This window comes from Nonomuraea sp. JJY05 (assembly GCF_043496855.1).
GTDB lineage: Bacteria > Actinomycetota > Actinomycetes > Streptosporangiales > Streptosporangiaceae > Nonomuraea.
In genome coordinates, this window is the sequence record NZ_JBIEIS010000028.1 from 1 (window position 1) to 26,712 (window position 26,712).

The 26,712-nt window shown below is 72.5% G+C and carries 27 protein-coding genes; 14 read left to right on the top strand and 13 right to left on the bottom strand.

Going from position 1 to position 26,712, the window contains the following annotated elements; all coding sequences use genetic code 11:
- The 8 genes from ACFKCF_RS36640 to ACFKCF_RS36675 all read right to left on the bottom strand — a co-directional run.
- On the bottom strand, positions 1–1,036 hold a 1,036-nt coding region (locus tag ACFKCF_RS36640; protein ID WP_394499891.1), incomplete at its 3' end, for a glycosyltransferase.
- Complete coding sequence (locus ACFKCF_RS36645; RefSeq protein WP_394499892.1) at positions 1,027–2,157, bottom strand: GNAT family N-acetyltransferase; 1,131 nt, start codon at positions 2,155–2,157, stop codon at positions 1,027–1,029. The genes ACFKCF_RS36640 and ACFKCF_RS36645, both read right to left, overlap by 10 nt.
- Positions 2,154–2,723, bottom strand: a complete 570-nt coding sequence (locus ACFKCF_RS36650; RefSeq protein WP_394499893.1) for a hypothetical protein — start codon at positions 2,721–2,723, stop codon at positions 2,154–2,156. Before ACFKCF_RS36650 ends, ACFKCF_RS36645 begins: the two co-directional genes overlap by 4 nt.
- Positions 2,724–2,725: 2 nt before the next feature.
- A complete protein-coding gene (locus ACFKCF_RS36655; RefSeq protein WP_394499894.1) occupies positions 2,726–3,820 on the bottom strand; it encodes a glycosyltransferase in 1,095 nt (364 codons plus the stop codon).
- The gene (locus ACFKCF_RS36660; protein ID WP_394499895.1) at positions 3,817–4,509 is read right to left on the bottom strand and encodes a polysaccharide deacetylase family protein; all 693 of its coding nucleotides are present in this window, start codon (positions 4,507–4,509) and stop codon (positions 3,817–3,819) included. The genes ACFKCF_RS36655 and ACFKCF_RS36660 overlap by 4 nt, the downstream gene beginning before the upstream one ends.
- A complete protein-coding gene (locus tag ACFKCF_RS36665; protein WP_394499896.1) occupies positions 4,506–6,032 on the bottom strand; it encodes a lipid II flippase MurJ in 1,527 nt (508 codons plus the stop codon). The genes ACFKCF_RS36660 and ACFKCF_RS36665 overlap by 4 nt, the downstream gene beginning before the upstream one ends.
- The gene (locus ACFKCF_RS36670; RefSeq protein ID WP_394499897.1) at positions 6,029–7,399 is read right to left on the bottom strand and encodes an O-antigen ligase family protein; all 1,371 of its coding nucleotides are present in this window, start codon (positions 7,397–7,399) and stop codon (positions 6,029–6,031) included. Before ACFKCF_RS36670 ends, ACFKCF_RS36665 begins: the two co-directional genes overlap by 4 nt.
- A gap of 2 nt (positions 7,400–7,401) precedes the next feature.
- On the bottom strand, positions 7,402–8,637 hold the full coding sequence (locus ACFKCF_RS36675; RefSeq protein WP_394499898.1) for a sugar transferase: 1,236 nt from the start codon (positions 8,635–8,637) through the stop codon (positions 7,402–7,404).
- 500 nt (positions 8,638–9,137) lie between these two features.
- Here ACFKCF_RS36675 and ACFKCF_RS36680 point away from each other — a divergent pair, with 500 nt between their 5' ends.
- From ACFKCF_RS36680 to ACFKCF_RS36690, 3 genes are read left to right on the top strand one after another with little or no spacing between them, the layout of a single operon-like run.
- Entirely contained in the window at positions 9,138–9,467 is a 330-nt protein-coding gene (locus ACFKCF_RS36680; protein ID WP_394499899.1) for a YciI family protein, read from the top strand.
- Positions 9,464–10,828 carry an RNA polymerase sigma factor gene (locus ACFKCF_RS36685; RefSeq protein ID WP_394499900.1) on the top strand — a complete coding sequence of 455 codons (1,365 nt, stop codon included), beginning with the start codon at positions 9,464–9,466 and terminating at the stop codon, positions 10,826–10,828. The genes ACFKCF_RS36680 and ACFKCF_RS36685 overlap by 4 nt, the downstream gene beginning before the upstream one ends.
- Positions 10,829–10,862: 34 nt before the next feature.
- Positions 10,863–11,444: a cupin domain-containing protein gene (locus ACFKCF_RS36690; RefSeq protein WP_394499901.1), complete on the top strand. Its 582-nt coding sequence runs from the start codon at positions 10,863–10,865 to the stop codon at positions 11,442–11,444.
- 3 nt (positions 11,445–11,447) lie between these two features.
- Here ACFKCF_RS36690 and ACFKCF_RS36695 read toward each other — a convergent pair whose 3' ends face one another.
- The 3 genes from ACFKCF_RS36695 to ACFKCF_RS36705 all read right to left on the bottom strand — a co-directional run bounded on the left by ACFKCF_RS36695 (position 11,448) and on the right by ACFKCF_RS36705 (position 13,459).
- Positions 11,448–11,843 carry a hypothetical protein gene (locus tag ACFKCF_RS36695; RefSeq protein WP_394499902.1) on the bottom strand — a complete coding sequence of 132 codons (396 nt, stop codon included), beginning with the start codon at positions 11,841–11,843 and terminating at the stop codon, positions 11,448–11,450.
- Positions 11,844–12,012: 169 nt separating this feature from the next.
- Positions 12,013–12,636 carry a hypothetical protein gene (locus tag ACFKCF_RS36700; RefSeq protein WP_394499903.1) on the bottom strand — a complete coding sequence of 208 codons (624 nt, stop codon included), beginning with the start codon at positions 12,634–12,636 and terminating at the stop codon, positions 12,013–12,015.
- Positions 12,637–12,679: 43 nt separating this feature from the next.
- Positions 12,680–13,459, bottom strand: coding sequence for an HAD-IIA family hydrolase (locus ACFKCF_RS36705; RefSeq protein WP_185073261.1), 780 nt, complete (start codon positions 13,457–13,459; stop codon positions 12,680–12,682).
- Positions 13,460–13,520: 61 nt separating this feature from the next.
- Here ACFKCF_RS36705 and ACFKCF_RS36710 point away from each other — a divergent pair, with 61 nt between their 5' ends.
- From ACFKCF_RS36710 to ACFKCF_RS36745, 8 genes are all read left to right on the top strand, one after another.
- Complete coding sequence (locus tag ACFKCF_RS36710; protein WP_394499904.1) at positions 13,521–14,708, top strand: M20 family metallopeptidase; 1,188 nt, start codon at positions 13,521–13,523, stop codon at positions 14,706–14,708.
- A gap of 2 nt (positions 14,709–14,710) precedes the next feature.
- Positions 14,711–15,676: a zinc-dependent alcohol dehydrogenase family protein gene (locus ACFKCF_RS36715; RefSeq protein WP_394499905.1), complete on the top strand. Its 966-nt coding sequence runs from the start codon at positions 14,711–14,713 to the stop codon at positions 15,674–15,676.
- Between the two features lie 164 nt (positions 15,677–15,840).
- Positions 15,841–17,661 (top strand): ABC transporter substrate-binding protein, encoded by a 1,821-nt coding sequence (locus ACFKCF_RS36720; RefSeq protein WP_394499906.1) that lies wholly within the window; start codon positions 15,841–15,843, stop codon positions 17,659–17,661.
- Positions 17,662–17,672: 11 nt separating this feature from the next.
- Positions 17,673–18,683 carry an ABC transporter permease gene (locus ACFKCF_RS36725; protein WP_394499907.1) on the top strand — a complete coding sequence of 337 codons (1,011 nt, stop codon included), beginning with the start codon at positions 17,673–17,675 and terminating at the stop codon, positions 18,681–18,683.
- Positions 18,680–19,579, top strand: coding sequence for an ABC transporter permease (locus ACFKCF_RS36730; RefSeq protein WP_394499908.1), 900 nt, complete (start codon positions 18,680–18,682; stop codon positions 19,577–19,579). Before ACFKCF_RS36725 ends, ACFKCF_RS36730 begins: the two co-directional genes overlap by 4 nt.
- Before the next feature lie 2 nt (positions 19,580–19,581).
- Positions 19,582–20,637, top strand: coding sequence for an ABC transporter ATP-binding protein (locus tag ACFKCF_RS36735; protein ID WP_394499909.1), 1,056 nt, complete (start codon positions 19,582–19,584; stop codon positions 20,635–20,637).
- A complete protein-coding gene (locus tag ACFKCF_RS36740; RefSeq protein WP_394499910.1) occupies positions 20,634–21,644 on the top strand; it encodes an ABC transporter ATP-binding protein in 1,011 nt (336 codons plus the stop codon). The genes ACFKCF_RS36735 and ACFKCF_RS36740 overlap by 4 nt, the downstream gene beginning before the upstream one ends.
- Entirely contained in the window at positions 21,644–22,567 is a 924-nt protein-coding gene (locus tag ACFKCF_RS36745; protein WP_394499911.1) for a GNAT family N-acetyltransferase, read from the top strand. The genes ACFKCF_RS36740 and ACFKCF_RS36745 overlap by 1 nt, the downstream gene beginning before the upstream one ends.
- A 2-nt stretch (positions 22,568–22,569) precedes the next feature.
- On the opposite strand, the gene ACFKCF_RS36750 is transcribed toward ACFKCF_RS36745, so the two are convergent.
- The gene (locus tag ACFKCF_RS36750; RefSeq protein WP_394499912.1) at positions 22,570–23,682 is read right to left on the bottom strand and encodes an exo-beta-N-acetylmuramidase NamZ domain-containing protein; all 1,113 of its coding nucleotides are present in this window, start codon (positions 23,680–23,682) and stop codon (positions 22,570–22,572) included.
- Between the two features lie 58 nt (positions 23,683–23,740).
- Here ACFKCF_RS36750 and murQ point away from each other — a divergent pair, with 58 nt between their 5' ends.
- The 3 genes from murQ to ACFKCF_RS36765 are packed head-to-tail and all read left to right on the top strand — an operon-like array spanning position 23,741 to position 26,181.
- Positions 23,741–24,640, top strand: a complete 900-nt coding sequence (murQ, locus tag ACFKCF_RS36755) for an N-acetylmuramic acid 6-phosphate etherase (RefSeq protein WP_394499913.1) — start codon at positions 23,741–23,743, stop codon at positions 24,638–24,640.
- A gap of 11 nt (positions 24,641–24,651) precedes the next feature.
- Entirely contained in the window at positions 24,652–25,779 is a 1,128-nt protein-coding gene (locus ACFKCF_RS36760) for a serine hydrolase domain-containing protein (RefSeq protein WP_394499914.1), read from the top strand.
- Positions 25,780–25,788: 9 nt separating this feature from the next.
- The gene (locus tag ACFKCF_RS36765) at positions 25,789–26,181 is read left to right on the top strand and encodes a VOC family protein (protein ID WP_394499915.1); all 393 of its coding nucleotides are present in this window, start codon (positions 25,789–25,791) and stop codon (positions 26,179–26,181) included.
- A gap of 12 nt (positions 26,182–26,193) precedes the next feature.
- Here ACFKCF_RS36765 and ACFKCF_RS36770 read toward each other — a convergent pair whose 3' ends face one another.
- A complete protein-coding gene (locus ACFKCF_RS36770; RefSeq protein ID WP_394499916.1) occupies positions 26,194–26,439 on the bottom strand; it encodes a hypothetical protein in 246 nt (81 codons plus the stop codon).
- Between the last annotated feature and the right edge of the window lie 273 nt (positions 26,440–26,712).

The following is a 26,712-nucleotide window of genomic DNA, read 5'->3' on the forward strand; positions in this document are numbered from 1 at the left end:
CCGCCGCCCCCTCGGCGCCGGCCAGCGCGGGCTGCCCGAGCCTGACCAGCAGCGCCTCGGCCAGCCCCGCGCCGTCCTCCGGCTGAACGAGCGCGCCGACTCCCCCGGACACCAGCTCGGTGAGCCCGGGCACCGCGCAGGCGACCACGGGCCTGCCCGTGGCCAGGGCCTCGAGCGCGGTGAGCGGCAGGCCTTCCCAGCGCGAGGGCAGCACCACGACGTCGGCGGCGGCGTACCAGGGCCGGACGTCGGTCACGCCGCCGGCGAAGTGGACGCCGGGCACGGCCCGCGACCGCAGCGTGCGCAGCAGCGGGCCGTCGCCGACGATGGCCAGGCGGGCCCGCCCGTCGCGGGCGGCGACGCGCTGCCAGGCCGACAGCAGCAGGTCCTGGCCCTTCTGGCGGGTGACCCTGCCCACGCAGACCGCCAGCGGCGTGTCCTCGGCGATGCCGTGGCGGGCACGCGCCTCGGCTCGCTCCCGCGGACCGGCGGGCCTGAAGCGGCGCAGGTCCACGCCGTTGCGCACCACGACGAGGTCGCCGGGCACGCCGTGCCGCCTGGCCAGCGCCGCCTCGCCCTCGCCCACGCAGATCACCCGGTCGGCCCAGCGCGCGGCCAGCCGTTCCCAGGCCAGCGCGGCGGTGGCGACGGCGCCCCGGGCGGCCAGCCAGGACCAGCCGTGCGGCTGGAAGAGCGTGGGCACCCGGCCCCTGAGCGCCGCCCTGCCCGCCAGCCCGGCCTTGGACGAGTGCAGGTGCACCGCGTCGGGCCCGAACTCGCGCACGATCCGCCGCAACCGCGCCGCCTGGACGACGTCGCCGAGCCCGGGCGCGCGACCGGCCGCCCAGTCCAGCCGGGGCACGCCCAGCCGGTCCAGCTCGCCGGCCAGCGGGCCGGCCAGGAGATCGGGCGGCGGGCAGGCGACCGCGACCCGCCAGCCCCGCCGTGCCTGGTCGGCGGCGGCCATGGCCACGTACGCACCCACTCCGCCGTCCACCGGCTGCGTGACGTGCAGGACGCCCGGCCTCATCGCCATGCCGAGATCCTCCGCGCCAGGCGCGGGCAGCGCCTCTTCAGCAGTTCGCCGCCCGACCTGCGCACGCCCGCCATCGCGGCGTAGGCGGCCGCGCGGGTGCCGCGCCCGAGCAGCACCCGCCGGTTGACCACCGCCTCGGCCTCCCACCTGGCCTTGTGCGGCTCGGCGCCGCGCAGCATGCTGAGCACGGGCTTGCCCAGCCGGTGCGTCAGCGCCAGGTTGGTACGCAGCAGCATGGTGATCAGGTCGGCCCGGGCCCGCAGGTCCGGGTGGACCCCGTACAGGTAGCCGCCCACGAAGTCCTTGCCGATCACCGAGAAGTCGCAGGCCAGCAGCCGCCCGTCCACCCGGTACTCCCACAGCGCCGCGTGGTTCTCGGCCACCAGCGCCTGCGCGGCCCCGGCCAGGTGGTCGAGGAAGCGCGGCTGCGTGTGCTGGGTGTTGATCGCCCGGCTCTCCCACTGCATGGTGTGCAACCGCAGCAGCTCGGCCGTCGCCGCCCTGACCCGGTCCGCCTCGACCGCGGTCACCGACAGGTTCAGCGCGTCGAGCTTGCGCAGCGCGGCCCGCACGTGCTGGGCCCGGCGGCCCTGGAGCCCGGCCAGGACCTGCTCGATGGGGCGTCCGGGCAGCTGGAGGCAGGTGGAGGCGGGCAGCGTCCAGGCCCTGCCGTCCCAGATCTCGGCCAGGCGGCGGATCGCCGCGCCGGGCCGCGCCTCGGGCAGGTCGATGACGTCCCAGCCGGGCTGGGCGAGCAGCCCGGCGCGCAGCTCGCGCAGTCCCGCGTCGCCCTCGGAGTCGTCCACCACGATGTCGGTGAAGTCGGACTGCGCTCCCCCGACGGGTGTCAGCACCCGGCAGCCGAGCCGGTGCTCCAGCCTGAGCGGCGCCGCCGCGACCAGGCGTCCGTCCCGGTGCGCCAGGAACACCCGCAGCCGCCCCTGAGTGCCGTAGACCCGCCACCAGGAGCTGAGCCAGGCGTAGGTCTGGAACGGCGTGGCGGCCGAGCTGCGCGCGTACAGATCCGCCCATTCCGCCGACAACGCGGCCAGCTCCGCGCCCTCCCTGACGACCCGCAGCGTGAGCCCCGCGCGCGAGGTCCCCGGCCGGGCGGCCCTCATGCCGGCGCTCCGGTCAGCGCCGCCGGTTCAGGCCGCGCCTGGGGGCGGGCCTGCGGCGCGGCCAGCCGTACGAGGCCGGCCGCCAGGGCCGCCCCGCAGGCGCCGATGGCCACGCTGAGCAGCGGCAGCGGGGACGAGGGACGGAGCGGGGGCACCGCGGAGGCGAAGGGGGCCAGCCGCACGCGGGTGTCGGCGGCATGGGCGTTGGCGTAGGCGACCAGCCCGGCGGCCGCCCGGTTGACGCGGTCGGCGGCCTCCCGCGCGCCGGTCGCCACGGAGGTGAGCCGCACCAGCGGGGCGTCGGGCGAGGCCGCCGCCCGCAGGCTGTCCGGCTCGTCCGCGGCGCCGATGAGGAACCCGGGATGACTGGAGATCCGGGCGTAGGCGGCGGCGAAGCCGGCCGCCTGCGCCGGGTCGCCGCCGGCCACCACGACGTAGGCCTCGGCGGCGTAGACGGCGTCGCGGGCCAGCGCGTAGGCGGTCCCGCCCAGCGCCCCGAACGCCAGGGACAGCGGAAGCCACCATCGCACGAGCAGGCCCGTGATGCGGACCCAGGTCCATGTCATCGTCACTCCTCGGTGGGTGCGGCGCCCAGCAGGCGCAGGTAGAGCCGCTCCAGCTGGTCCGCCTGGCGGCGGACGTCGTAGAGCCGGACGGCTTCGGGCGGAGGCAGCCTGAGCGGCGGGCGGGCGGCGAGGCCGGACAGCTCCGCGGCGAGCCGGTCCGCCGCGACGCGTCGTGCTCCCGGGGCCGAGCCGGGCGGCAGATCCTCGACGGCCGGGCAGGTGTCGTACAGGACGGGCAGGCCGGACGCGAGCGCCTCGACGACGGCCACGCCGAACGTCTCCTCCACCGAGGGCGCGGCCAGCACGTCCATCGCCGACATCAGGGCACCGACGTCGGGCGACTCCCCCGCGAAGATCACCCTGTGCTCGGCCCCGGCCTCGCGGGCCAGCTCCCGCAGCCGCGGCTCGCAGGAGCCGGAGCCGACCAGGAGCAGGACCGCGTGTTCGAGCGGCGGCAGCGCCCTGATCAGCGTGTCGAAGCGCTTGCTCGGCTCCAGGCGGCCGACGCCGCCGATCACGAACGCGCTCTCGGGCAGGCCGAGCCGCTCCCGGGTGCGGCGGCGCAGGGCGGCGTCGAAGCCGAACGCCGCGCCGTCGACGCCGTTCGGGACCACCACGATGCGCGAGCGGGGCACGCCCCACCTCGACAGCCGGTCGGCCACGGTCGGCGAGACGGCCACGGTCAGGTGCCCGAGCAGCTCGCTGGCCAGGTACAGCGCCCTGATCGAGCGGGTCAGGCGGCGTCCCTCGACGTGCTCGCGCCCGATCGAATGCTCGGTCGCCACGATCGCCGGCACGTTCGCCAGCCGCGCGGCCAGCCTGCCGTACACGCAGGCCCGGTACAGATGGGTGTGCACCACGTCGTAGCGGCGCCCGCGCATGAGCCGGGCCAGCCGTCCGACGGCGCGCAGGTCCCGGTTGCCGCGCATGCCGACGTGGTGGACGGGCACGCCGGCGCGCTCGATGGCGTCCGCCACCACCCCGTGCCCGGTGAGCACCGCCACCTCGCACCGCGCCCGCAGGTACGGAAGCAGGGACCGCAGCTGCTGCTCCGCGCCGCCCGCGGCCAGGCCGGTGATGACGTGCAGGACCTTCACCAGCCCCACCGGACCCGGTGCCGCGCCCGCTTGGCGTGCAGCCGCAGCGCGCCGTCCCGCTCGCCCACGTACGTGCGCGGCAGCGCGTACGTCCCGGTGAGCTCGGACTTCCAGATGGCGCAGGCGTAGGAGTAGCCCGCCTCGCGGACGGCGTCCAGCTCGCGGGCGTTGACGTGCCCGTACGGGTAGCAGAACCCGTTCACCTGGCGGCCCAGCAGGTCCTCCAGCACCGCCTTGCTGCCGGCCACCTCCTGCCGGAGCTCGTCGTCGCGCAGCCCGGACAGCGAGTAGTGCCCGGCCGAGTGCGAGCCGATCTCCATGCCCTGCCGCGCGGCCCAGCGCAGGCCCTCGGCGTCCATGAGCCGCTTGCGCGGGGAGCCGGCGTCCCAGGCGTTGTGCTCGCCGATCAGGCCGGTGACCGCGAAGACCGTGGCCGTGAACCCGTGTTTGCGCAGGACGGGCACGACCTCGCTGAGGAAGTCGCCGTACCCGTCGTCGAAGGTGAGCCCGACCAGGCCGCGCGTGCTGCGGGCACGCGTGAGCTCCAGCATCGAGACCCCGGACAGGCCGCGCCGGGCCAGCCAGCGCATCTGCCGGGCGAAGCGGTCGGGCGAGACCGTGACATGAAGCGGGTCGCTGTCGTATTTGTCCACGGAGTGGTACATGAGCACCAGCGGCATGGCGGTCATGAGCGACCTCGCATCCTGATCAATTGGGTGATCTTGGTGGTGTCGGTGAGCGTGGCCGCGGCTCCCGAGAGGGCCGCGACGGCGCAGAAGGTGACGGCGATCGCGGCGCCGGTCGACGCCAGGACGATCGGCGGCGGCAGGCCCGCCAGCAGCGTCCGCGCGCCCCAGCCCGCGCCGGTGGCGGCCGCGGCGGCCAGCAGCAGGCCCCCGAGCGGGGCCGGCGCCATGTGGACGGGCAGGGCGACGCCCTGCCGCCGCAGTCCCGCGAGCAGCAGCGCGGCGGTCAGCGTGATCCCGGCCGCGTTCGCCGCGGCGATTCCCGTCACGCCCCACTCGGGGCGGGCCAGCACGACGGTCGCGGCCAGCCCAGCGCCCATCGCGAGAGCCGGGTACCAGGACGCGCGGGCGGTGCAGAAGTAGACGCGGCAGGCGACCCCGACCACGGCCTGGCCGAGCAGACCCAGCGCGTACACCCGCATGATCCGCGCGGTGGCGGCGGTGTCGGCCTCGGTGAACGCGCCGTACTGCAGCAGGAGGGCCACGACGTCCGGGGCGCAGACGAGCAGCGCCGCGGTGGCGAGCAGCACGATCGCCGAGGCGGAGACCAGGTCGTCGGCGAGCCTGCGCCGCGCCCGCGCGGTCTCGCCCGCGGCGAGGGCGCGGGCGAGCTGCGGGAAGCTCACCGTCGCCACGATCAGCGACAGGACCATCGGCACCTGGGCAATCTTCTGCGCGTAGTTGAGGTGCGAGATCGATCCTTCGGCGAGATTCGAGCCGACGAACCTCTCGACGAAGACCTGGCTCTGGCGGGCGAGCGTGAAGACCGCGATCGGCAGGAAGGCGCCGATCGGCAGCGGCACGCCGCGCGTGGGCCGCCGGGGCGGCCCGAAGCGCCGGACGAACGCCGGGGCCTGGGCCAGCACCATGCCCGCCCCGCCCGCGGCCACCCCGATCGCCGCCGCGTACGCGCCCTGGTCGCGCAGGGCCCACACGCAGGTGACGATCCCCAGGTTGTAGGCCACGTAGATGGCGGCCGGCGGCGCGAACGCCTGGTGCGCCCGCAACGCCGCGCTCAGATACCCCGCCAGCCCGAACGTCAGGATCGTCACCGACGCCACCCGCATGCAGTCCACGGCGAGGTCGGGCCGTCGGATCCCGGGGGCGAGCACGCCGACCAGCCACGGCGCGCCCGCGACGGCCAGCGCGGTCAGCGCCAGCAGCCCGAGACACAGGTACGGCAGCGTCGACGACACCAGGCCCCTCAGGTCGTCGCCCGCCTCCATGGCCCGGCTGAACAGCGGGACCAGCACGAACGCCATCGCCCCTTCGATCAGCAGGGGCGCGGCGGTCTCCGGGATCGTCCAGGCGACGAGGAAGGCGTCGGTGCCGGCGTCGGCGCCGAAGAAGCGGCCCATCAGCAGGTCGCGGACGAAGCCGAGCAGCGAGCCCAGCCCGGTCAGCAGGGCGGTGACGCCGACGGCCCGCGCCATGGGCGAGGTGGCCTGTGAGGTGGACGGGGTCATCGTGCCACGCCCAGCGCGGCCGGAGCCCCGCTCGCCCAGCCCGTCGACGACGGCCGGGCGACGAGCGACAGGACCAGCCCCAGGACGACGGACGTGACCACGGTCGAAGGCCCGCCGATGTCGCCGTAGAGGAAGTCGATGCTCTGCCAGGCCAGCAGCCCGGCCGCGGCGGGCACGGCCGCCCGCACGGCCCACCAGGCCATGGACCCGAAGCACGCGCACAGCGCGGCCAGCCCGAGCAGGCCCTGCTCGCTGAGCGTCAGCAGGTACATGTTGTGCGGGGAGAGCAGCGGCAGGCGCCGGAAGCCGTTCACCGGGTCGTCGGTGTCGCTGCCGGAGGACAGCTCGATCGGCGCGTAGGCGTCGCGCAGCTCAGCGAACCTGCGCGGCCCGGCCCCGGTCAGCGGGTGATCCAGCCAGATCCTCGTGGCGGTGAGCCACAGGCTGTAGCGGTCGCTCACCGACTGGTCGGGCTGCGAGACGGCGGAGGTGATGGAGGCCAGCCGCCGCCCCAGCAGGTCAGAGCCCGCGCCCGGGCCGAGGGCCAGCACGGTCGCCGCCGCGGCGCCGAGCAGGATCACCCTGGCCGCCAGCGCCCGGCTGTGCACGAAGAGCACGACCAGCGAAGCGCCCAGCAGGGCGAGCCAGGCGCCGCGGCTGAGCGACAGGGCGAGCGGCACGCAGAGCAGGCCGGCGGCCCCGAGCGCGGCGGCCCGGCGCCCGCCCCGCCAGGCCAGGCCGGCCGCCAGCAGGATGATCGCGCCGTAGCTGACCACGCTCGCCATGCCCATGACGTCGAGCGCGCCGAACGTGCCGACGGCCCGTACCCGCTCCCCGGCGTACGACGCGCCGGTGCCGGTGAGCGCCTGGACGCAGCCGACCAGGCCCTGCAGGGCGGCCGCCCCGGCGAGCGCCCCGCCCACGATCAGGGTGTCGGTACGGTCCCGGACCGCCACCAGGACGGCCAGCGGGACCAGCACGAACACCTGGAGGTACCTGACGTGGCCAGGCAGGCTCGCCAGGACGTCGGGGGAGGCCAGCATTGCGATCCCGGCCGCTCCCGCGACGGGAGCGAGCACCAGGGCCCGCGCGGGCACCACGGCGGAGACGACCGACAACGCCCGCGCGGGCACCACGGCGGAGGCGACCGCCAGGGCACGGGCGGACGGCACTGCAGGGCCGGGCAGCGGGCGTGTCGACCGGCTCGCGAGCACGAGGGTCGCCGCGATGGCGACCAGCAGGAGCGAGGCCAGGTCGGCGGCCGTCACCTGGACGCCCGAGGACGGGTCCTGGCGACCCGCCGGAAGGCAGGTCAGGAGCACGGTGGCGGCGGCCGCCAGACTGGGCCGCCGGCAGAGGGCGCGCATGTCTAGCCCCCGCCCGGCCGCAGCAGGGACCACACCGTCTGCAGCATGATCTTGAGATCGGCTCGAAGGGTCCATCCGTCGATGTAGTGGTTGTCGAACCGGGCGCGGTCCTCGATCGAGGTGTCACCGCGCAGCCCGTGGATCTGGGCCCAGCCGGTGATGCCGACCGGCATCCGGTGGCGCAGGCCGTAGCCCGGGACCGTCCGGGAGAACTTCTTGACGAAGTGCGGGCGTTCGGGCCGCGGGCCGACGATGCTCATGTCCCCTTTGAGAACGTTCCAGAGCTGGGGAAGCTCGTCGAAGGAGGCCTTGCGCAGCAGCCGGCCCACCGGCCCGATCCGGCTGTCGTGGGCGATGCTCCACAGGGTCTCGGACTCGTGCGCGTCCGCGGGCTTCAGCGTCCGGAGCTTGATCAGTTCGAGCGGCTCGCCCCGGTAGCCCACGCGCCGCTGCCGGAACAGCACCCCGGGGCCGGTCTCCACCCGGATCAGGGCCGCGCAGACCGCGAGGATCGGCGCGCTGACGACGAGGCCGGCCAGCGCGACCGCGATGTCCAGTGCCCGCTTCAGCGGCCAGGACAGGCCGCGCTGCGCCTCCGGGCGCATCCGCACGAGCGGGAAGCCGCGTACGTGCTCGCGCAGCGTCACGAAGTCGATGATGAGCTCTCCCAGGTCGGGCGCGAGGTAGACGTCGCAGCCGAGCGACCTCGCCGTCCTGGCGATCGACTGCTGGCCCTGCCCGGCGATGACCACCGCGCGCACCCCGTGGTTCTGGACGACGCGGACGACGTCGCCGGGCCTGCCGAGCACGGGGACGCACGGCTCCTCGCCGGGCGTCTCGTCCAGGAAGCCGAGCGGGAGCAGGCCGTACTCGGGGTAGGCGAGCAGATCCCGCGCCAGCCGGTGACCGTGCGCCCCCGCGCCGACCACCAGGGCGGGCACGGCCCTTCCGCGCCGGCGTGCCCTGCGGATCAGGAAATAGAGGACGCTTCTGCCGCACACGGCGAGAAAGGTGAAGAGCAGCGCGACCAGGACGACCACGATGAGCGACGCCGTCTCCCGGAAGGCGGCGAGCGCGCCCACGAGTCCCGCCCCGGCGAGCCAGAAGCCCCGGTCCAGACTGGAGGGCAGGACGCGCGGCGCGTACACGCGGCCGAGGCCGCATATCGCGACGACCAGGATTCCCGCGAGCGCGATGCGCGGCACCGCCTGGCCGGCGTTGGCCGCGGCGAACGCCATGCACAGCAGATCGATACAGATCAGGCCAAGTGGTTGGACAGCCTTCCAGAGCCTGGACCTCTGCTGCCCTCCCCACCGCCTGACCCAGCGGTGGCCCCCAACGCTAACAGCCACTACTTCTCCGGAAATAAGCTAGTTTGACTGGATCGACATGGAGATAGTCGATCTAATCCCCCCAAAAAGCCAATAGTCTCCCTTCGGGCAATTTGCAGCGCCATATTTACGTAGCAAGGTTTTTCCTACGGAATACGCGAACAATCGCCCAACGAAGCCTTGAGCGTAGTCGTGCGCCGCGCGGAAATCGAGAACGTTGCGGGCTGGAATCCCTTGTTGTCGCGCAAGATTTCATTGGTCCCGCGTTGGCGATATGGAGGTGGTTACCGGGTTTAGGGTCGGCTTTGGGTAGAGAGTCCGGATTGAGAGAGATGCTCCGGGTGGTGTCCGGATCCGGGGAGCCCGTTCGTCATGCTGGTGACAGCACGACACGCGAGGAGCGATCGATGAAGTACATGATGTTCGTCTGCACCGACGCCGAACCGGACACGGACTCGACCGGCAGCGAGGACATCGACAAGTGGGTGGCCGACAATGACAGCCGCGGCCGGCGGCTGGACGGCGACGCGCTGGGGCCGGTGTCGGCCGCCACGACGGTCCGCGTCCGCAACGGCGAGCTGCTGGTCTCCGACGGGCCGTTCGCCGAGACCAGGGAGGTGATCGTGGGCTACGACATCCTCGAGTGCGCCCATCTCGACGAGGCGATCGAGGTGGCGCGGGCGCACCCGATGGCCCGCTACGGGCGGCTGGAGCTGCGGCCGTTCGCCGGCCGGTGACGACGCGACGCGCGGCGCGCTCCCCCGCGGCGGCACAGCCCGCCGCGGGGGCGGGCGCGGCGGCACAACCCGTCGCGGGGGCGGGCGCGCAAACCGGCGCGCAAACCGGCGTGGCGGCCATCGCAGGGACCGGCGCGGGAGCCAGGGCCGGGACTGCCGCGGAGGTTGTCGCGGCGGTCGGCGCGGACGCCTGCACCCGGATCGTCGCCACCCTGATCCGCGTCACCGGCGACTGGACGCTCGCCGAGGACAGCGCCCAGGAGGCGCTCGCGCAGGCCCTGGAGAGGTGGCCGCGGGACGGCGTGCCGGACAACCCCGGCGGCTGGCTCATGACCGTGGCCCGCAACCGCGCCACCGACGTGCTGCGCCGCGCGTCCGTCGAGCGCCGCAAGCTGCACGAGCTGGCGGAGCTCCCGCCCACCGCCCCGGCCGCGGACGACCCGGAGGAGGAGGTCGTGGACGACCGCCTGCGGCTGATCTTCACCTGCTGCCACCCGGCGCTGGCCCTGGAGTCTCGCGTGGCGCTCACGCTGAGGACCGTCTGCGGGGTGCCGACCGCCGACATCGCGCGGGCGTTCCTGGTCCCCCACGCGACCATGACGCGGCGGCTGACCCGGGCCAAGACGAAGATCGCGGACGCGCGGATCCCGTACCTCGTCCCGAGCGGCCCGGCGCTGGCCGAGCGCCTGCCCGGCGTGCTGGCGGTCCTGTACGTGCTCTTCACCCGCGGCTACGACCCCGACGGCGAGCCCGGCTTCGCCGACGAGGCGGTCCGGCTGGCCCGCCTGCTCCACCAGCTGCTCCCTGACCAGTCCGAGGTGGCCGGACTGCTGGCGCTGTTGCTGTTCCAGCACTCCCGGCGCGAGGCCCGCCGCGACGGCCGGGGCAACCTGCTCACGCTCGACAAGCAGGATCGCGCCCGCTGGGACCGCGCGGCGATCCACGAAGGGCTGCGGACGCTGGCGGCGGCGCCGGCCGACGGCCCCTACGTCCTGCAGGCGCGCATCGCCGCCTGTCACGCGACCGCGCCGGAACCGGACGCGACGGACTGGCGGGCCATCGCCCGCTGGTACGACGAGCTCGTGGAGCTGCACCCTTCACCGGTGATCGCCCTCAACCGCGCGGTGGCCCACGGCTACGCGCACGGCCCGGCGGCCGGGCTGGCGCTGATCGACCAGGTGCTCGCCACCGGCGCGCTGAAGGACTATCCGCTGGCCGTCGCCGCGCAGGCCGACCTCACGGCCCGCCTCGGTCACCGCGACCACGCCGCCGCGCTGTTCCGCCGGGCGGCCGCCCTCGTCTCCCCCGGAGCCGAACGGCGCGCCCTCCTGGACCGCGCCGACGGCCTCACCTCCGGTTAGTGGCGCCACCGGGGATCGCCTGAGACGCTGAAGCATGGACATGAACCTCGTGGTGTCCGGCGCCGGGCGGGCCCTGGCGCTGGGCGGCAAAGCGGTGATGACGGTCAAGGAGGACGGCTCCCGCACCCGGGGAAACCTCATGGTCGCCGAGATGGTGATCCAGCCCGACTTCGGCGCGCCGCTCCAGCACCTCCATCGCGCTCACGAGGAGGCGTGGTTCGTGCTGGACGGCGAGATCGAGTTCACCTCCGGCACCCGCGTGGTGCGCGCCGGGGCGGGCGACTGGGTGCTCGTGCCGGTCGGCGTGCCGCACACGTTCGGCAACGCCGGCGACGTGCCGGCGCGATTCCTCGCCGTCATGACCCCCGACCTCTACCTCGGCTACTTCGACGAGCTGAGCCGGGCGATGGCCGGAGCGACGGGCAGGGCGACGGGCAGGGCGACGGGCAGGGCGACGGGCGGCGCGACCGGCGGCGCGACCGGCGGGGCGATGGGCGGCGCGACCGGCGGGGTCACGGACGAGGAGCGGGGCCGGATCTCGGCCGAGCTCATGGCCGCGTATCCGACGGAGGTCGTCGACCCGCTCGCCTGGGAGCGGGAGCACCGGCCCGGCTGAGCGTCACATGTAGTCCTTCTTGAGCAGGCGATCGAGCTTGATGCCCAGGTCGAGCAGCTCGGACCGCATGGCGTTGAACTCCTGCGCGATCTCGGCCCGGACGCTCGCGAACTCGTCGGCGATCTGCGTCGGGATGTAGTCCTCGTCATCCCCGGCGGCCACGGCGAGGTGGGTGTTGATCTCCCGCCGGATGGCCGCGATCTCGACGTCGACGGCCGCGAACTGCTCGATCGTCTCGGTGCGGGCCGTCGCCGTCTCGGCCTTCATGGCGGCGAGCTGCGTCTCCAGGCGCTTGGCGCGGTCGTTGATCTCACGGAGCAGGTCCAGCTCCCCGCCGCCCCCCGGCGTGGCGTCGCCGAGCCGGTCGCACGCCTCGAGCCCATCGACACGGAGCTTCAAGTCGTGAATCTCCGCCTGTACGTCCACGGGTTTACCTTTTCGCTTGCTGATGGTGCGGCCGTCCCCCTCGACGACCGCTTTCGGTCACCACATGGTTGCAGTCGGTGAGCAATTTTGGCCAGACCTCGACGAAATCGGGGCTGATTCTTTGCCGGGCGGGGTCAAGACGCTAGCGGCGGTCCTCGATCTCCCAGAGGTGGTCGATGACGTGCCAGGCGATGCGGCGCAGCGCGTAGCGGGGCGGCCAGCCGGTCGTCTGGGGCGGCTCCCAGGCGCGTGACAGCACGTCGGCCAGCTCCGTCCGCATCGCGTCCCGGTCGCCGGGCTCCTTGTAAGGCTTGTGCCGCACGTCCACCTTCCTGGCGAAGGCGCGCTCGGCCTCCTCGACGTGCCTGACGACCCCCGACAGGTCGCGGCCGCCTCCGCGCGGGCCCTTACGCAGGTCCTCGGGCGAGGTGGCGGCGGTCTCGTCGAACATGGCCCAGGCCGCCCGCAGGAGGGCGACCCCGCGGGCCGCCTCGGACGCCGGCAGGGGCTCCTGGTCCAGGTCGGGCACGGTGTACGGGGCACCGAAGTCCGTGATGTCGCTGCCCGGAACGCGGGCCACGACCACCGGGTCACCCGGCGAGAAGTCCAGCCCGGCCCGCGCGGCCACCGCGCCGTAGCGGGGGACGTAGTCCATGAGCAGGTCGAGGGCCGCCTCCTCGCCCTTGGCGACCCGGCACCAGCCGGGCCAGTCGAGCGAGCAGGCGAAGACCTTCTTCGGGCCAATCTCCAGGTAAACGCGGGTCATGGCGTCCAAGGGTGCCACCCGTACCTGTCAGAAGGGGTCAGGTTCAGATGAGGTCGATGAGGTCGGCGACCGAGTCGACCACCAGCGAGGGACGGTAGGGGAAGCGGTCGATCTCGTCGCGCTGGGTCACGCCCGTGAGGACCAGGATCGTGAACAGGCCCGCCTCCATGCCCGACACGATGTCGGTGTCCATGCGGTCGCCGATCATGGCGGTCGTCTCGCTGTGGCCCTCGATCTCGTTGAGCGCGCTGCGCATCATGCGGGGGTTCGGCTTGCCGACGAAGTAGGGGGCGACGCCGGTGGCCTTGGTGATGAGGGCGGCCACGGCGCCGCAGGCCGGCAGGGAGCCCTCGGTGGAGGGGCCGATGGGGTCAGGGTTGGTGGCGATGAAGCGGGCGCCGCCCTCGATGAGGCGGATGGCCCGGGTGATCTGCGTGAAGCTGTAGGTGCGGGTCTCCCCGAGCACGACGTAGTCGGGGTCGAGGTCGGTGAGCACGTAGCCGACCTCGTGCAGCGCCGTCGTCAGGCCCGCCTCGCCGATGACGTACGCCGAGCCGCCCGCGCGCTGGTCGTCGAGGAACTGGGCGGTGGCCAGGGCGGAGGTCCAGATGGACTCCGGGGGCACTTCCAGGCCCGCCCCGGCCAGGCGCGCCGACAGGTCGCGCTGAGTGTAGATCGAGTTGTTCGTCAGCACTCTGAACTTCTTGTCCGACTCTCTGAGCCGCTTGATGAATTCGTCCGCACCGGGGATCGGACGACCCTCGTGGACGAGAACGCCGTCCATGTCGGACAGCCAGGAGTCGATCCGTTTACGCTGAGTCACCCGGACATCGTACCGAGCGCGCCTTATCGACTTCCTGCCCGGTCGATGAACAATGTTCCTCATGTCCTTCACTGAATCCGCCCGTGACATGCGGGACGAGCTCATCCAGCTCAGGCACTCGTTGCACACCACCCCGGAGCTCGGCCTGCACCTGCCGCGCACGCAGGAGAAGGTCCTGGCCGCGCTGGACGGGCTGCCGCTGGAGGTGAGGACGGGCACCTCGCTCAGCTCCGTCACCGCCGTGCTGCGGGGCGGCCGGCCGGGACCGGCCGTGCTGCTGCGCGGGGACATGGACGCGCTTCCCGTGGCCGAGAAGAACGACCTGCCGTACGTCTCCCAATTGCCCGGCCAGATGCACGCGTGCGGCCACGATCTGCACACCGCGATGCTGGCGGGGGCGGCGCGGCTGCTGAGCGCGCGTCGGGAGGAGCTCGCCGGTGACGTCATCTTCATGTTCCAGCCGGGCGAGGAGGGTTTCGAGGGCGCCAAGCACATGATCGCCGAGGGGGTGCTCGACGCGGCGGGCGCGCGGCCCGTGGCCGCGTACGGGATGCATGTGGTGTCGGCGATGTTGCCGCCGGGGCTGTTCGCGTCGCGGCCGGGGCCGATCATGGCGGCGGCGGACACGTTCCTCGTGACGGTCAAGGGGCGCGGCGGGCACGGCTCCAGCCCGCACCGGTCGCTGGACCCGATCGCGGCGGGCTGCGAGATGGTGACGGCGCTGCAGACCATGGTGACCAGGGGGTTCGACGTGTTCGACCCGGTCGTGGTGACGGTGGGCAGCTTCCACGGCGGGTCGGCGGACAACGTGATCCCCGATGAGGCCAGGTTCGAGGCCACGGTGCGCACGTTCAGCAAGGACAACCGGACGAAGATCAAGCGCAGGCTGGTGGAGGTCGTGGAGGGCATCGCGGCGGCGCACGGGCTGGAGGTCGAGGCGTCGTTCGGGATGGGCTATCCGGTGACGGTGAACGACGACAGCGAGGCGGCGTTCGTGGGTAAGACGGCCGACGAGCTGTTCGGCCCGGGGCGGTATTTCGTGTCGCCGCAGCCCGTGATGGGTTCCGAGGACTTCTCGTACGTGCTGGAGGAGGTGCCTGGCGCGTTCGTGTTCCTGGGAGCCTGCCCGGCCGACCGCGACCCGGCCACGGCGCCCTACAACCACTCCCCCGAGGCCGTCTTCGACGACGCCGTCCTGGCCGACGGCGCCGCGCTCTACGCCACGCTCGCGCACGCCAGGCTGTCGTGACCATGCGGGCGTGGGTCGTGGCCGAGCCGGGGCCGATGGCGACGCGGCCGCTGGAGCCCGTCGAGCGGGACGTGCCCGAGCCGGGCCCCGGCGAGGTGCTGGTGCGGGTCGAGGCGTGCGGCGTGTGCCGTACCGACCTGCACCTGGCGGAGGGCGACCTCCTGCCGCGCCGGCCGCGGACCACGCCCGGCCATCAGGTCGTCGGGCGCGTCGAGGGCACGGGCGAGCGGGTGGGGGTGGCCTGGCTGCGCTCCACCTGCGGCGCGTGCAAATACTGCCTGAGGGGCATGGAGAACCTCTGCCCCTCCTCGGGCTACACGGGGTGGGACGCCGACGGCGGGTACGCCGAATACCTCACCGCGCCCCGCGACTACGTCTATCCGCTGCCCGGCGACGTGCCCGCCGAGCGGCTGGCGCCGCTGCTGTGCGCCGGGATCATCGGCTACCGGGCGCTGCTGCGCTGCGATCTGCCGCCGGGCGGGCGGCTGGGGATCTACGGGTTCGGCGCCTCCGCGCACCTGACCGCGCAGGCCGCCATCGCCCGGGGCGCGGTCGTGCACGCGGTGACCAGATCCGCGGCCTCCAGGGCGCTCGCGCTGGAGCTGGGAGCCGCCTCCGCCGGGGACGAACCGCCCGAGCCGCTGGACGCGGCCATCCTATTTGCGCCGGTAGGTACCCTGGTCCCAGCAGCGCTCGAAGCGCTCGACCGTGGCGGCACGCTGGCCATCGCCGGCATCCACCTGACTGACGTGCCCGTCCTGAACTACGACAGGCACCTCTTCCAGGAGCGCACACTCCGCAGCGTCACGGCCAACACCAGGGCCGATGGGCGCGCCTATCTGGAGCTGGCGCTGGCACACCCGCCACGCGTGGCGACGAGCCTCTACCCGTTCGGAGAGGCTGCCCAGGCGCTCACTGATCTGGCGAACGACCAGGTCAGAGGGGCTGCCGTCTTGGTAATGGAATGACGTTTTACTTGACGGCGCTTAGCTCCACTCCGCACACTGATGAAGGAAAGTTACATTAGCCTCACAACCTCTGGAGATTATTGACGCGAGTGAGGCACGATCGTAGTGTCCGGTCAATCCCTACAGAGATCTTCGACAGGTCCGAACACTCCCCGGAGCGGCAAATGAAACGACTGGCAGCGGTAGTCGCGTTGCTGGGCCTTGCCACCGCGACAGCGGCGTGCAGCGGTGGTTCCACCAACAGTTCCGGCGGCTCGGGCGGCGGGGGCGGGCTCTTCACCACGGTCGACGTGCTCAAGCCCGGCCTCGACGCGAGCGGCCCGGCCAACCCATGGGCGCCCAAGGGCAACTCTTTCCTGGGCTACAACGCGATGAAGCTGGGCTGGGTCAAGAACCACCTGACCGATCCCAACCAGTTCTACCCAGGTATCGCCGCCAGTTGGGAGGTCGCTCCCGACAACTCCTCGATCACCATCCACATCCAGCCGAACGCCAAGTGGTCCGACGGCAAGCCGGTGACGGCCGATGACGTCAAGCTCTCTCTCGGGCTGGCCTCCACCACCGGCAGCACCGCGTTCGCGGTCACGCCGGGCGCGGCGGGCGTGGCGTCCGACGTCCAGGTGGTCGACCAGAAGACCGTCAAGGTCTCCCAGGACATGAAGAACCCGAGCATGAAGTTCGCCCGCGGCATCATGGACAACTGGGTCGTGCCCGCGCACGTCTGGAGCAGCCTGCTGCCGGCCGACTTCTGGGACAAGCTGAAGGCCGCCAGGGAAACCGGCGCCGACGCCGACAAGGCCCGCGAGGAGATCCTCGCCATCGGCCAGAAGGTGCTCGCCTTCGCGCCGCCGAAGGACGTCTCCGCCGGCCCGTTCACGCTGGAGCGGGTGAACCCGGGCGAGGCCCTGCTGGTCAAGAACAAGAACTTCTACAACGCCGCGAACGTCGCGCCGGCGCAGGTGAAGCTCCTCAACTACAACGGCAACGAGCAGATCTGGAACTACCTGAGCGCCGGCAAGCTCGACCAGGCGGGCTTCACGGCCATGCCCACCGACGTCATGACCCGGATCAAGAACGCCCCCGGCTCCAACGTCATCAGGGGCTTCTCGCCGGTGGCCGTCGGCATGGCCTTCAACCAGTCGAAGAAACCGTACGACAACGTGCACGTGCGGCGCGGCCTGGCCTACCTGATCGACCGTGACCAGGTGACCAAGGTGGCCTCGCCCGAGGGCGGCACGCCTGCCGTGACGACCTCCGGCATCCACCAGAAGCCCGCCCAGGAGTGGATCGGCTCCGAGCTGGCCAGCCTGAACCCGTACAAGCACGACGTGGCCAAGGCGGAGGAGGAGTTCAAGGCGGCCGGTCTGAAGAAGACGGGCGGCAAGTGGACGCTGGCCGACGGCAAGCCGTGGAAGCTCACCATGCACGCGCCCGCGCCGTTCTCCGACTGGATCTCCGCCGAGGAGAACATCAAGAGCCAGCTCATCGCCGGCGGCGTGGACGCCGAGGTCGTGACCGTCGCCGACTTCCCCGTCTACCTGTCGGAGATAGCGGAAGGCAAGTACGACGTCGGCCTCTGGCTGATGGCGCTCGGCCCCGCGCCGTACGACATCTTCCAGCGCCTCTACGGCGCCTCCAACGGCTGGACCAACGTCGCCGGCAAGGTCGCGCACAGCGCGCCCGGCAAGGCCGGCAACTGGATGGGCAGCGCGGAGGAGATCGACGTCGAGGGCGTGGGCAAGGTCAACCCGGGCGAGCTCACGGCCAAGCTGAACGCGGCCACTCCCGAGCAGGCCAAGCCGATCATGGCGCAGCTCGCCAAGACGGCCAACCAGGACCTGCCGGCCATCCAGCTCTGGGACTACGTCAACACGCAGTTCACCAACACCAGCCGCTTCACCGGCTGGCCGGAGCAGGACAGTGACCTGCTCCGCCTGAACGCCGGCGTCTGGATCCAGCTGGGCCTCATCAAGGCGAAGCAGTAGAGAAAGAGCCTATGGTAGTCATCGCACGGCGACTCGCGGGCCACCTGGCCCGCGGGGTCGTCATGATCCTCGTCGTAGCCACGATCAGCTTCTTCATCGTCAGGAGCATCCCCGGCGACCCGGTGGCCGCGAACGTCCAGAAGCTGGTCCAGCAGGGCATGGATCAGCAGGCAGCCGAGCAGGCGACGCGCGTGCTCTACGGGTTCCAGCCCAGGGGCTCGCTGTGGGAGCAGTACACCCAGTACATGTCGGGCCTGCTCCGCTTCGACCTGGGCCAGTCGGTCACCCACGCGGGCGCGCCGGTCACCCAGGTGCTGGGCGAGGCGGCCAAGTGGACCGTTCTACCGGTGCTGGCGGGAACGCTGCTCAGCTTCCTGGTCGGCATCCTGATGGGCGTCTACGCGGCCATCAAGCGCTCGGGCAAGCTCGGCGACGTCCTGGCCATCTCGGGATCGCTGCTGCACGGCGTCCCGCAGTACGTGCTGGGGCTGCTGCTCAGCGCCGTCTTCGCGACGCTGATCCCGATCCTGCCGGCCGACGGGCCTGTGGACATCCTGTTCGAGCCCGGGTTCAACGCCGGCTACATCGGCTCGCTGGCCCAGCACGCGGTGCTGCCGGTGCTGACGTACGCGCTGGCGGCCTACGGCGGATGGATCCTGGCGATGAAGTCGAGCGTGGTGACGGTGCTCGGCGACGACTTCATCCTGGCGGCGGAGCTGCGCGGGATGAAGCGGTCGATCATCTTCCGCTACATCGCGCGCAACGCGATCCTGCCGCTGTTCACGATCCTCGCGCTGTCGCTCGGGCTGCTGCTCGGCGGCGCGGTGTTCATCGAGCGGATCTTCAACTATCCGGGACTCGGGCTGCTGCTGCTCGACAGCATCACCATGCGTGACTACGCGCTGATGGGCGGGGCGTTCCTGCTGATCACGGTGTCCATCATCGTGGCGAACATCCTCGCCGACCTGTTCTACTCCGCGATCGACCCGCGGGTCCGCAGCGGGGAGGAGGTGTCGTCATGAGTGTCCTGCTCGAGACCTCTTCGACCAGCGCCGCCATGCGCCGCAACTTCTGGGCGGGCGTCTGGCGGGTGATGAAGCGCAAGCCCAGCCGCATGGTGGGTGTGGCGCTCGTGCTCGGGTTCGTCTTCATGGGCGTGTTCGGGCCGATGTTCTATCCCGCGCAGCTGCCCCTCGACCCGACCCAGATCACCAGGCCGCCGAGCTGGCAGCACTGGCTCGGCACCGACGACCAGGGCAGGGACGTGGTCGCCCTGGTGGTCACCGGGTCGCGGTACGTGCTGCTGGCCGCCCTGGTGACCGCGGTCATCACCGTGGTCGTGGGCACCGGCATCGGGCTGTTCTCCGGCTTCAAGCGGGGCCGCTGGGACAACGTCCTCATGCGGCTCACCGACATGAAGCTGACCATCCCCGGCCTGCCGCTGCTGCTGGTGCTGTCCACGGTGTGGAAGTTCAGCAGCGCGATCCAGATGGGCCTGGTGCTGGGGCTGCTCGGCTGGGGCGGCGTGGCGCGGGCGGTGCGCTCGCAGACGCTGTCGCTGCGCGAGCGGGGCTTCATCGAGGCGGCGCGCGGGCTCGGCCTGCCCACCACGCACATCGTGGGCAAGGAACTGCTGCCGAGCATGGCGCCGTACATCGCGATGAACATGCTCATCGCGGTCACCGGCGGCGTCTACGCGCAGGTCGGCCTGTTCTTCCTGGGCGTGTTGCCGTACGAGTCGAACAACTGGGGGCAGATGCTCAACACGGCCGTGTTCCGTTCCGGCGCGCTCCAGGTGCCGAGCGCGCTGGGCTTCCTCATCGGGCCGCTGCTGGCGATCCTGTTGCTGACGCTGGCCATCGTGCTCGTGGTGGACGCCATGGACGAGATCTTCAACCCCCGGCTGCGGGAGGAGTAGCAGTGACCGAGCGAAACGAGGGCACCATCGGACACAGCACTCTGAGTCAGGTGTCCGGAGGCCACCTGACTCGGACAGCGCCGGGAGTGCGCATCGACGGCCTCACGGTCGTCTACAAGACCCCCGCGGGCGAGCTGCCCGCCGTCAGGGACGTCACCCTGACCCTGGAGCCGGGCACGATCACCGGCATCGTCGGCGAGTCCGGTTCGGGCAAGTCGACGATGGCCCTGTCGCTGCTCAACGCCGTCCAGCCGCCGGGCAGGATCGCGGCGGGCAGCGTCGAGATCGACGGGCTCGGCGACGTGGTCGGCATGAAGGGCGAGCACCTGCGCAAGGCCAGGGGCAAGCACATCGGGTACGTGTTCCAGGCCGCCCAGAACTCCCTGAACCCGCTCAAGACGGTCGGCAAGCAGCTGCTCGACCTGGGCCGCTCGCACGGCGTCGACGACCTGCGCGGCCTGGTGCGCGAGGCCAAGGAACTACTGGGCCGGATGGGCCTCGACGGGGCCCGGGTGCTCGACTCGCACCAGCACGAGCTGTCCGGCGGCATGCGCCAGCGGGTCGGCATCATGCTGGCGCTGGTCCTCAACGCCCACCTGGTGGTGCTGGACGAGCCGACGACCGCCCTCGACATGATCACTCAGGCCAACATCCTGAAGATCGTCCGCGAGGTGCACGCGGAGCGCGGCCTCACCACCCTCGTCATCACGCACGACATCGGCGTGGTGGCCGAGGTCGCCGACCGGCTGGCCGTCATGTACGGCGGGCGGCTGGTCGAGCAGGGCCCCACCAGGGAGGTTCTCGGCTCGCCGCGGCACCCGTACACCAGGGGCCTGATCCAGGCCATCCCCCGGCTCGTCGGCGACATCGACGAGGCCAGGGCGCTGCCCGGCCGGCCGCCGACGCTGGCGACCGTGCCGAAGGAGGGGTGCGTGTTCAGGGAGCGCTGCTCGCTGCGCATGGACGTGTGCGACACCGTCGACCCTCTGGCGGCCGGCGACGGGTCGCGGATCGTGGCCTGCCACGCCGTGACCGCGAACGTGAAGGAGCTCGCATGATCACTGGGACCGGCGTCGTCAAGACGTTCAAGCAGCGCGGCAAGATGCTGGGCGCCCGCGAGGTGCGTGCGCTGCGCGGCGTGGACTTCGCGATCCCGAAGGGCGGCGCGGCCTCGTTCATCGGCGAGTCCGGGTGCGGCAAGACCACGCTGGGCCGGATCATCGCCGGGCTGGAGACGTACGACGAGGGCGAGATCCTGATCGACGGCGTCTCCATGTCGCCGCTCAAGCCGAAGCAGCGCCAGCCGCACTTCCGCAAGATCCAGCTGATCCACCAGGACCCGTACTCGGCCCTGAACCCGACCAGGACCATCCACCAGACCCTGTTCGCCCCGCTGTCCCTGCGGGCCGGGCAGACCGGGCGGTCGCGGTCGTGGGTCGAGGAGCGGGCGGCCGAGGTGCTGTCGCTGGTGGGCCTCGACCCGGGCACGGTGCTGTCGCGCTACCCGCACCAGCTGTCCGGCGGCATGCGGCAGCGCGTGGTCATCGCCCGCGCGCTGACCGTCGACCCGGAGATGCTCGTCGCGGACGAGGCCGTATCGATGATCGACGTGTCGCTGCGGCTGGGCATCCTGGCGCTGCTGAAGGACCTGCGCGAGCGGCTCGGCGTGAGCGTGCTGTTCATCACGCACGACGTGGCCACCGCCCGCTACATCGGCGACGACGGCGAGCTGTACGTCATCTACCGCGGCCAGGTCGTCGAGCGCGGCGCGGTGGACACGGTCATCGCCGACCCCGTGCACCCGTACACGCAGTCGCTGCTGTCGGCGATCCCGGTGCTGCACGGGCTGGAGCAGCCCGGCGAGCAGCCGGTGACGCCGCTGGAGTCGCTGGACGAGAGCCAGGCGGACGAGGGCTGCCTGTTCGCCCGTCGCTGCCCGTTCAGGGGCGAGCGGTGCACGAGCGAGCGGCCGCTGCTGCAGCTGACCGAAGGGGTGCCGCAGGAGCACGCGTGCTTCTACCCCGAGCGCCGCAGCGTGATCGCCCGCCCGATGAGCGAGGTGTGATGTCCCACGCCGTGCGGGCCTTCATGCCCGCCGCAGGGTCCGCCACCGGGGCCGTTTCAGGGTCCGTCAGCGGGTCCGGGCTCGCCGAGGCGGCCGAGGTCGCCGCCGCCGCGCTGACGCTGGACGCCGCGGAGGCCGCCCGCCTGGTCGGCTACCTGTCGCGCCCGCCCGCGGAGCGGCGCTGGAGCGCGCTGGCCACCGACGGCGGCGTGGTGATGGCGTCCCTGTCGGCCACGGACCCGGCGGTCGGGCACATCGACCTGCTGGCCGTGCACCCCTCCGCGCAGGGGCGGGGGCGCGGGCGGGCGCTGGTGCGGGCCGCCGAGGAGTGGCTGAGGGGCCAGGGCGCGCGGCAGACGCGCTTCGCCGGCAACCCGCCGTGCTACCTCTGGCCGGGCATCGACGTACGCTACACCGCGGCCGCCTGCCTGGCCGAGAGCCTCGGCTACGAGCGCTACGACATCGCCTGGAACATGACGGCCGACCTGAGCACCGACCTGTCGGTGGAGGACGACCTGCCGCGGCTGGAGCGGTCCGGCGTGCGCGTGCACGCGGCCGGCGACACCGCGGACCACCCGGCCCGCGCGCACGTCGCCGCGTTCGTCCGGGAGCAGTGGAACGAGCGCTGGGCCTGGGAGGCCGCCCACGCGGCCGGCCTGCACTACGCCGAGCGCGACGGTCACGTCCTGGGCTTCGCCGCCTGGGGCGCCCGGCCGGGCTGGTTCGGGCCCATGGGGACCTCCCCGGACGCCCGCGGGCTCGGCGTCGGACGGGTGCTGCTGCGCAGGTGCCTGGCCGACCAGCGGGCCGCTGGACAGTCCAGCGCCCAGATCGGGTGGGTGGGGCCGTTGCGGTTCTACTCGCACGCCGTGGGCGCGCGAGCGGAACGCGTCTTCTGGCTCTACCGGCGCGATCTGGCGTGATGTCAGTCGTAGATGAGTCGTCCTTCCGGCTTTCCCGGCGGCGGGCAGAGGCCCCGGGGGTCCTCGCCGGCGTCCAGGCTGCGGGTCAGGGTGTCGGAGCCCCACAGGTGGTCCATGAACAGGTCGGGGCCCCACCAGCGCAGGTCGTCCGGGTAGAGGGTGCGGGCCACGTACAGCATGGACAGGCCCGTCAGGACGGGCCTGAACGCCTCGCGGTCGTGCACGTGGAGCTGGACGCCGCGCACGGCGACGCCCGCGTGCTTGTGGAAGGTGGGCGTGAACCACGCCTCCCTGAACCGCACGCCCGGCAGGTCCAGCGCGGCCAGCGCCGGGGCGAACCGCGCGTCCGCGTACGGGGCGCCGACCAGCTCGAACGGCCTGGTCGTGCCGCGCCCCTCGGAGAAGTTCGTGCCCTCGAAGAGGCCCGTGCCCGGGTAGACCAGCGCGGTGTCCGGGGTCGGCATGTTGACCGAGGGCATCACCCAGGGCAGCCCCGTCTCGGCGAACGTCATGTCGCGCCGCCAGCCCTCCATCTCGACCACGCGCAGGTCCACATCGAACCCGAACAGCCTGGCCAGCTCCCCCGCCGTCCTGCCGTGCCGGACCGGCAGCGGGAAGCGGCCCACGAAGCTCGCGAACGCCGGGTCGAGCTCCGGCCCCTCCTGGACGGTCCCGCCGAGCGGGTTGGGCCGGTCCAGGACCACGAATCTCAGCCCGAGCCGGGCGGCCGAGGCCATCAGGTCGTACATCGTCCAGACATAGGTGTAGAAGCGCGTGCCCACGTCGGCGATGTCGAACACCAGCGTGTCCACGCCCGACCCCGCGATCGTCCGGTCGAGCGCCTCGCCCTCGAGCTTGTGCGTGTCGAAGACCGGCAGCCCGGTCCTCTCGTCCACGGTGTCGGCCTCGCTGCCGGCCGCCTGGGCCGTGCCGCGCATGCCGTGCTCGGGGCCGAACAGGGCCGTCAGGTTCACGCCCGCGGCCAGCAGCGCGTCCGCGGTGGGAGTGAGATCGGGCAGGACTCCGGTGGGGTTCGTGATCAGGCCGAGGCGGGTTCCGCCCGCGAGTGCGGTATCCACGGCCAGCCGTTCGGCTCCGGTGCGTACGTGTGGCATGAAAGCCATTGTCTGAAAGATATTTACAAGTGTGAAGGAGAGGGTGGAAATTAGCGTCATGATTGATCCGCTACCCGAGCTGTCCACCGAGCAGAGCGATCCCCGCTACAGCCAGATCGACCGGCTGCCGACCGATCAGATCGCCCGGCTCATGAACCAGGCCGACGCCGCCGTGCCCGCCGCCGTCGCGGTGGCCATCCCGGCGATCTCGGCCGCCATCGACGCGATCTCCGCCAGGATGGCAGAGGGCGGCCGGCTGCTGTACGTCGGGGCCGGCACGTCGGGCCGGCTGGCCGTGCTCGACGCCAGTGAGTGCCCGCCCACGTTCGGCACCGATCCGTCACTGGTGCAGGGCATCATCGCGGGCGGGCCCGACGCGCTCACCCGGTCGGTCGAGGGAGCGGAGGACGACGCCGAGGCGGGCGCCGCCGCCTTGAAGGACCTGCAGGTGGGACCGCTCGACTCGGTGGTGGGCGTGTCCGCCAGCGGCCGGGCTCCTTTCGTCCTGGGCGCGCTGGCCGAGGCCGCCTCCCTGGGCGCGCTCACCGTCGGCCTGTCGTGCAACGACGGCGCGCCGCTGTCGGCCGCCGCCGAGCACGCGATCGAGGTGGTCGTCGGACCCGAGGTGGTGACCGGCTCGACCCGGCTCAAGGCGGGCACGGCCCAGAAGCTCGTGCTCAACATGATCTCCACGATCTCGATGGTCAAGCTCGGCCGGACCTACGGCAACAAGATGATCGAGATGTCGGCGATGAACAACAAGCTGGCCGGGCGCGCGCTGCGCATGGTCAGCGACATCACCGGCGCCGACCTGGAGACGGCCGAGACCGCGCTGGACGCGGCCGGCGGGCAGGCGAAGATCGCCGTGCTGATGATCCAGCACGGACTCGACGCGGAGGGGGCACGAGCGCTGCTGGAGTCGCACGGGGAGCGCCTCAGCGACGCGCTGAGCGGCTGAGGGGAACGGGGATGTCCGACCGGCTGGGGGCGGTCCTGGCGGGCGCGGTGCCGCGCGTGTGCCCGGCCGCGGTCGCGCTGATCGCCGTGGACGGCTCCGTGGCCGCCGCGGCCGCCACCGGCGAGCTCGTACGCTACGCCGACGCCGAGGGGACCCTGGCCGCGCAGCGCCCGCCCGCCGGCCGCGACTCGATCTTCGATCTGGCCTCGATCAGCAAGCTCTTCACCACGGCCGTGCTGCTCTCGCTGGCCGAGGAGGGCGCGGTCGGCCTGGACGAGCCGGTGGCCGCCTGGATACCGGGGCTGGACCCGAGGGCCACGCCGCGCCGCCTGCTCACGCACACGGCGGGTCTGCCCCCGACCCGCCGCATCGACCTGGAACTGCCGGGCGCGGACGCCTCCGAACGCATGGAGGCCATGCTGCGCACGCCGATCGCCCATCCGGTCGGCGGCCCGTACCTCTACAGTGACGTCGGCCTGGTCATCGCCGGCCGGGTCGCCGAGCTGGCCGGCGGCGCGCCGCTGGGCGCGCTGGTCCGCGCCCGGGTCACGGACGTGCTCGGCCTGCCCGACACCGGCTACCGGCCCGCCACGCCGTCACGGTCGGCCACGCTTCCAGGGCCGGCCACGCTTCCACGGGCCGCCGCGCTTTCGCGGGTGGCCGCGACCGAGTGGAAGCCGGAGCGGCCCGGGCCCGGCTGCGTGCGCGGGGAGGTGCACGACGAGACGGCGTACGCGCTGGGCGGCGTGGCGGGGCACGCGGGGCTGTTCGCCACGGCCGGGGACCTGCTGGCCTTCGGCGAGGCGCTGCGGCTGGCCGCGATCGGGCAGGGCGACGCCGTGCTGCGCCCGGAAAGCGTGGCCGAGATGCTGCGCGACCAGGGCGCCGAGGGGGCCGCCTTCCGCCACGGGCTGGGCGTGCGGATCGGCGATCCGGCCATCGTGGGGCCCCTGAGCGGGGCCTTCGGGCATTCCGGCTTCACCGGCACCTCGCTGGTGGTCGATCCGGCCCGCGGGCTGACCGTGGTGCTGCTGACGAACGCCGTCCACCCCGTACGGGGACGGGACGGCATCCGCGAGCTGCGCCACGCGGTGGCCGGGGAGGCGCTGCGGCTGCGCGAGCTGCAGCCCCTGACATAGCCTGCAGGTATGTCCGTCCAGCTGAACCACACCGTCGTGCAGGCGAAGGACAGGGACGAGACCGCCGCGTTCCTCGTGGACGTGCTCGGCCTGGAGCCCGCGCCCGTGTACGGGCCGTTCCGCGTCGTCTCGCTCGGCAACGACGTCTCGCTCGACGTCGTCCAGGCGGGTGAGGCCGTGGTGCCGCAGCATTACGCGTTCCTGGTCAGCGAGGAGGAGTTCGACCAGATCTGGGACCGGATCAAGAGCCGCGGCCTGACGTACTGGGCCGATCCGCACCACACGCAGCCGGAGCGGATCAACACCCACGACGGCGGCCGCGGCCTCTACTGGTCCGACCCCAACGGCCACAACCTGGAGATCATCACGGTCCCCTACGGCGGCTGGGGCCAGCGTTCCTGAGGAAGTCGTTCATCAGGGCGGGCATATGACGTCCGGCGGCTCCGGCGGCCGGCCGCGTCGCTCGTCCTCGCTCAGGTCGCGTCCGAGGACGTCGTCCCGATGACGCTGCCAGAGTGCGGGATCGAGCCGGAACAGCTCCACCCGCCCGCCGCCCACGGGGCTCCTCAACAGGGTCTTCCCCTCGTCTGCCGATGCCAGGAAGCCCTGCTTGTCCGCGAAGTCGTAGGACTCGATGTCGATGCGGCCGGCATCCGCCACGTTGATGAAAGGCTTCCAGCCCTCGGTACGGGCACCCGTGGGCGGCGCGGTCGGTGCGGGCCTGCTTCCAGGCGCCCGTGTCGGCGTCGATGATCCCGACCGCGCCCAGCGCCTTGCGCAGGGGCGTCCACCGCGGGAAGCTCTTGCCGCTGACCATGTCGCGCACGGTCGCCACGCCGGTGCCCGCCGCGGCGGCCACGTCCAGGTAGCCGCCCTCGAACTCCTCGGACAACCGGCGCAACACCGCGTGCAGGTCCGCACGACCGTTGATCC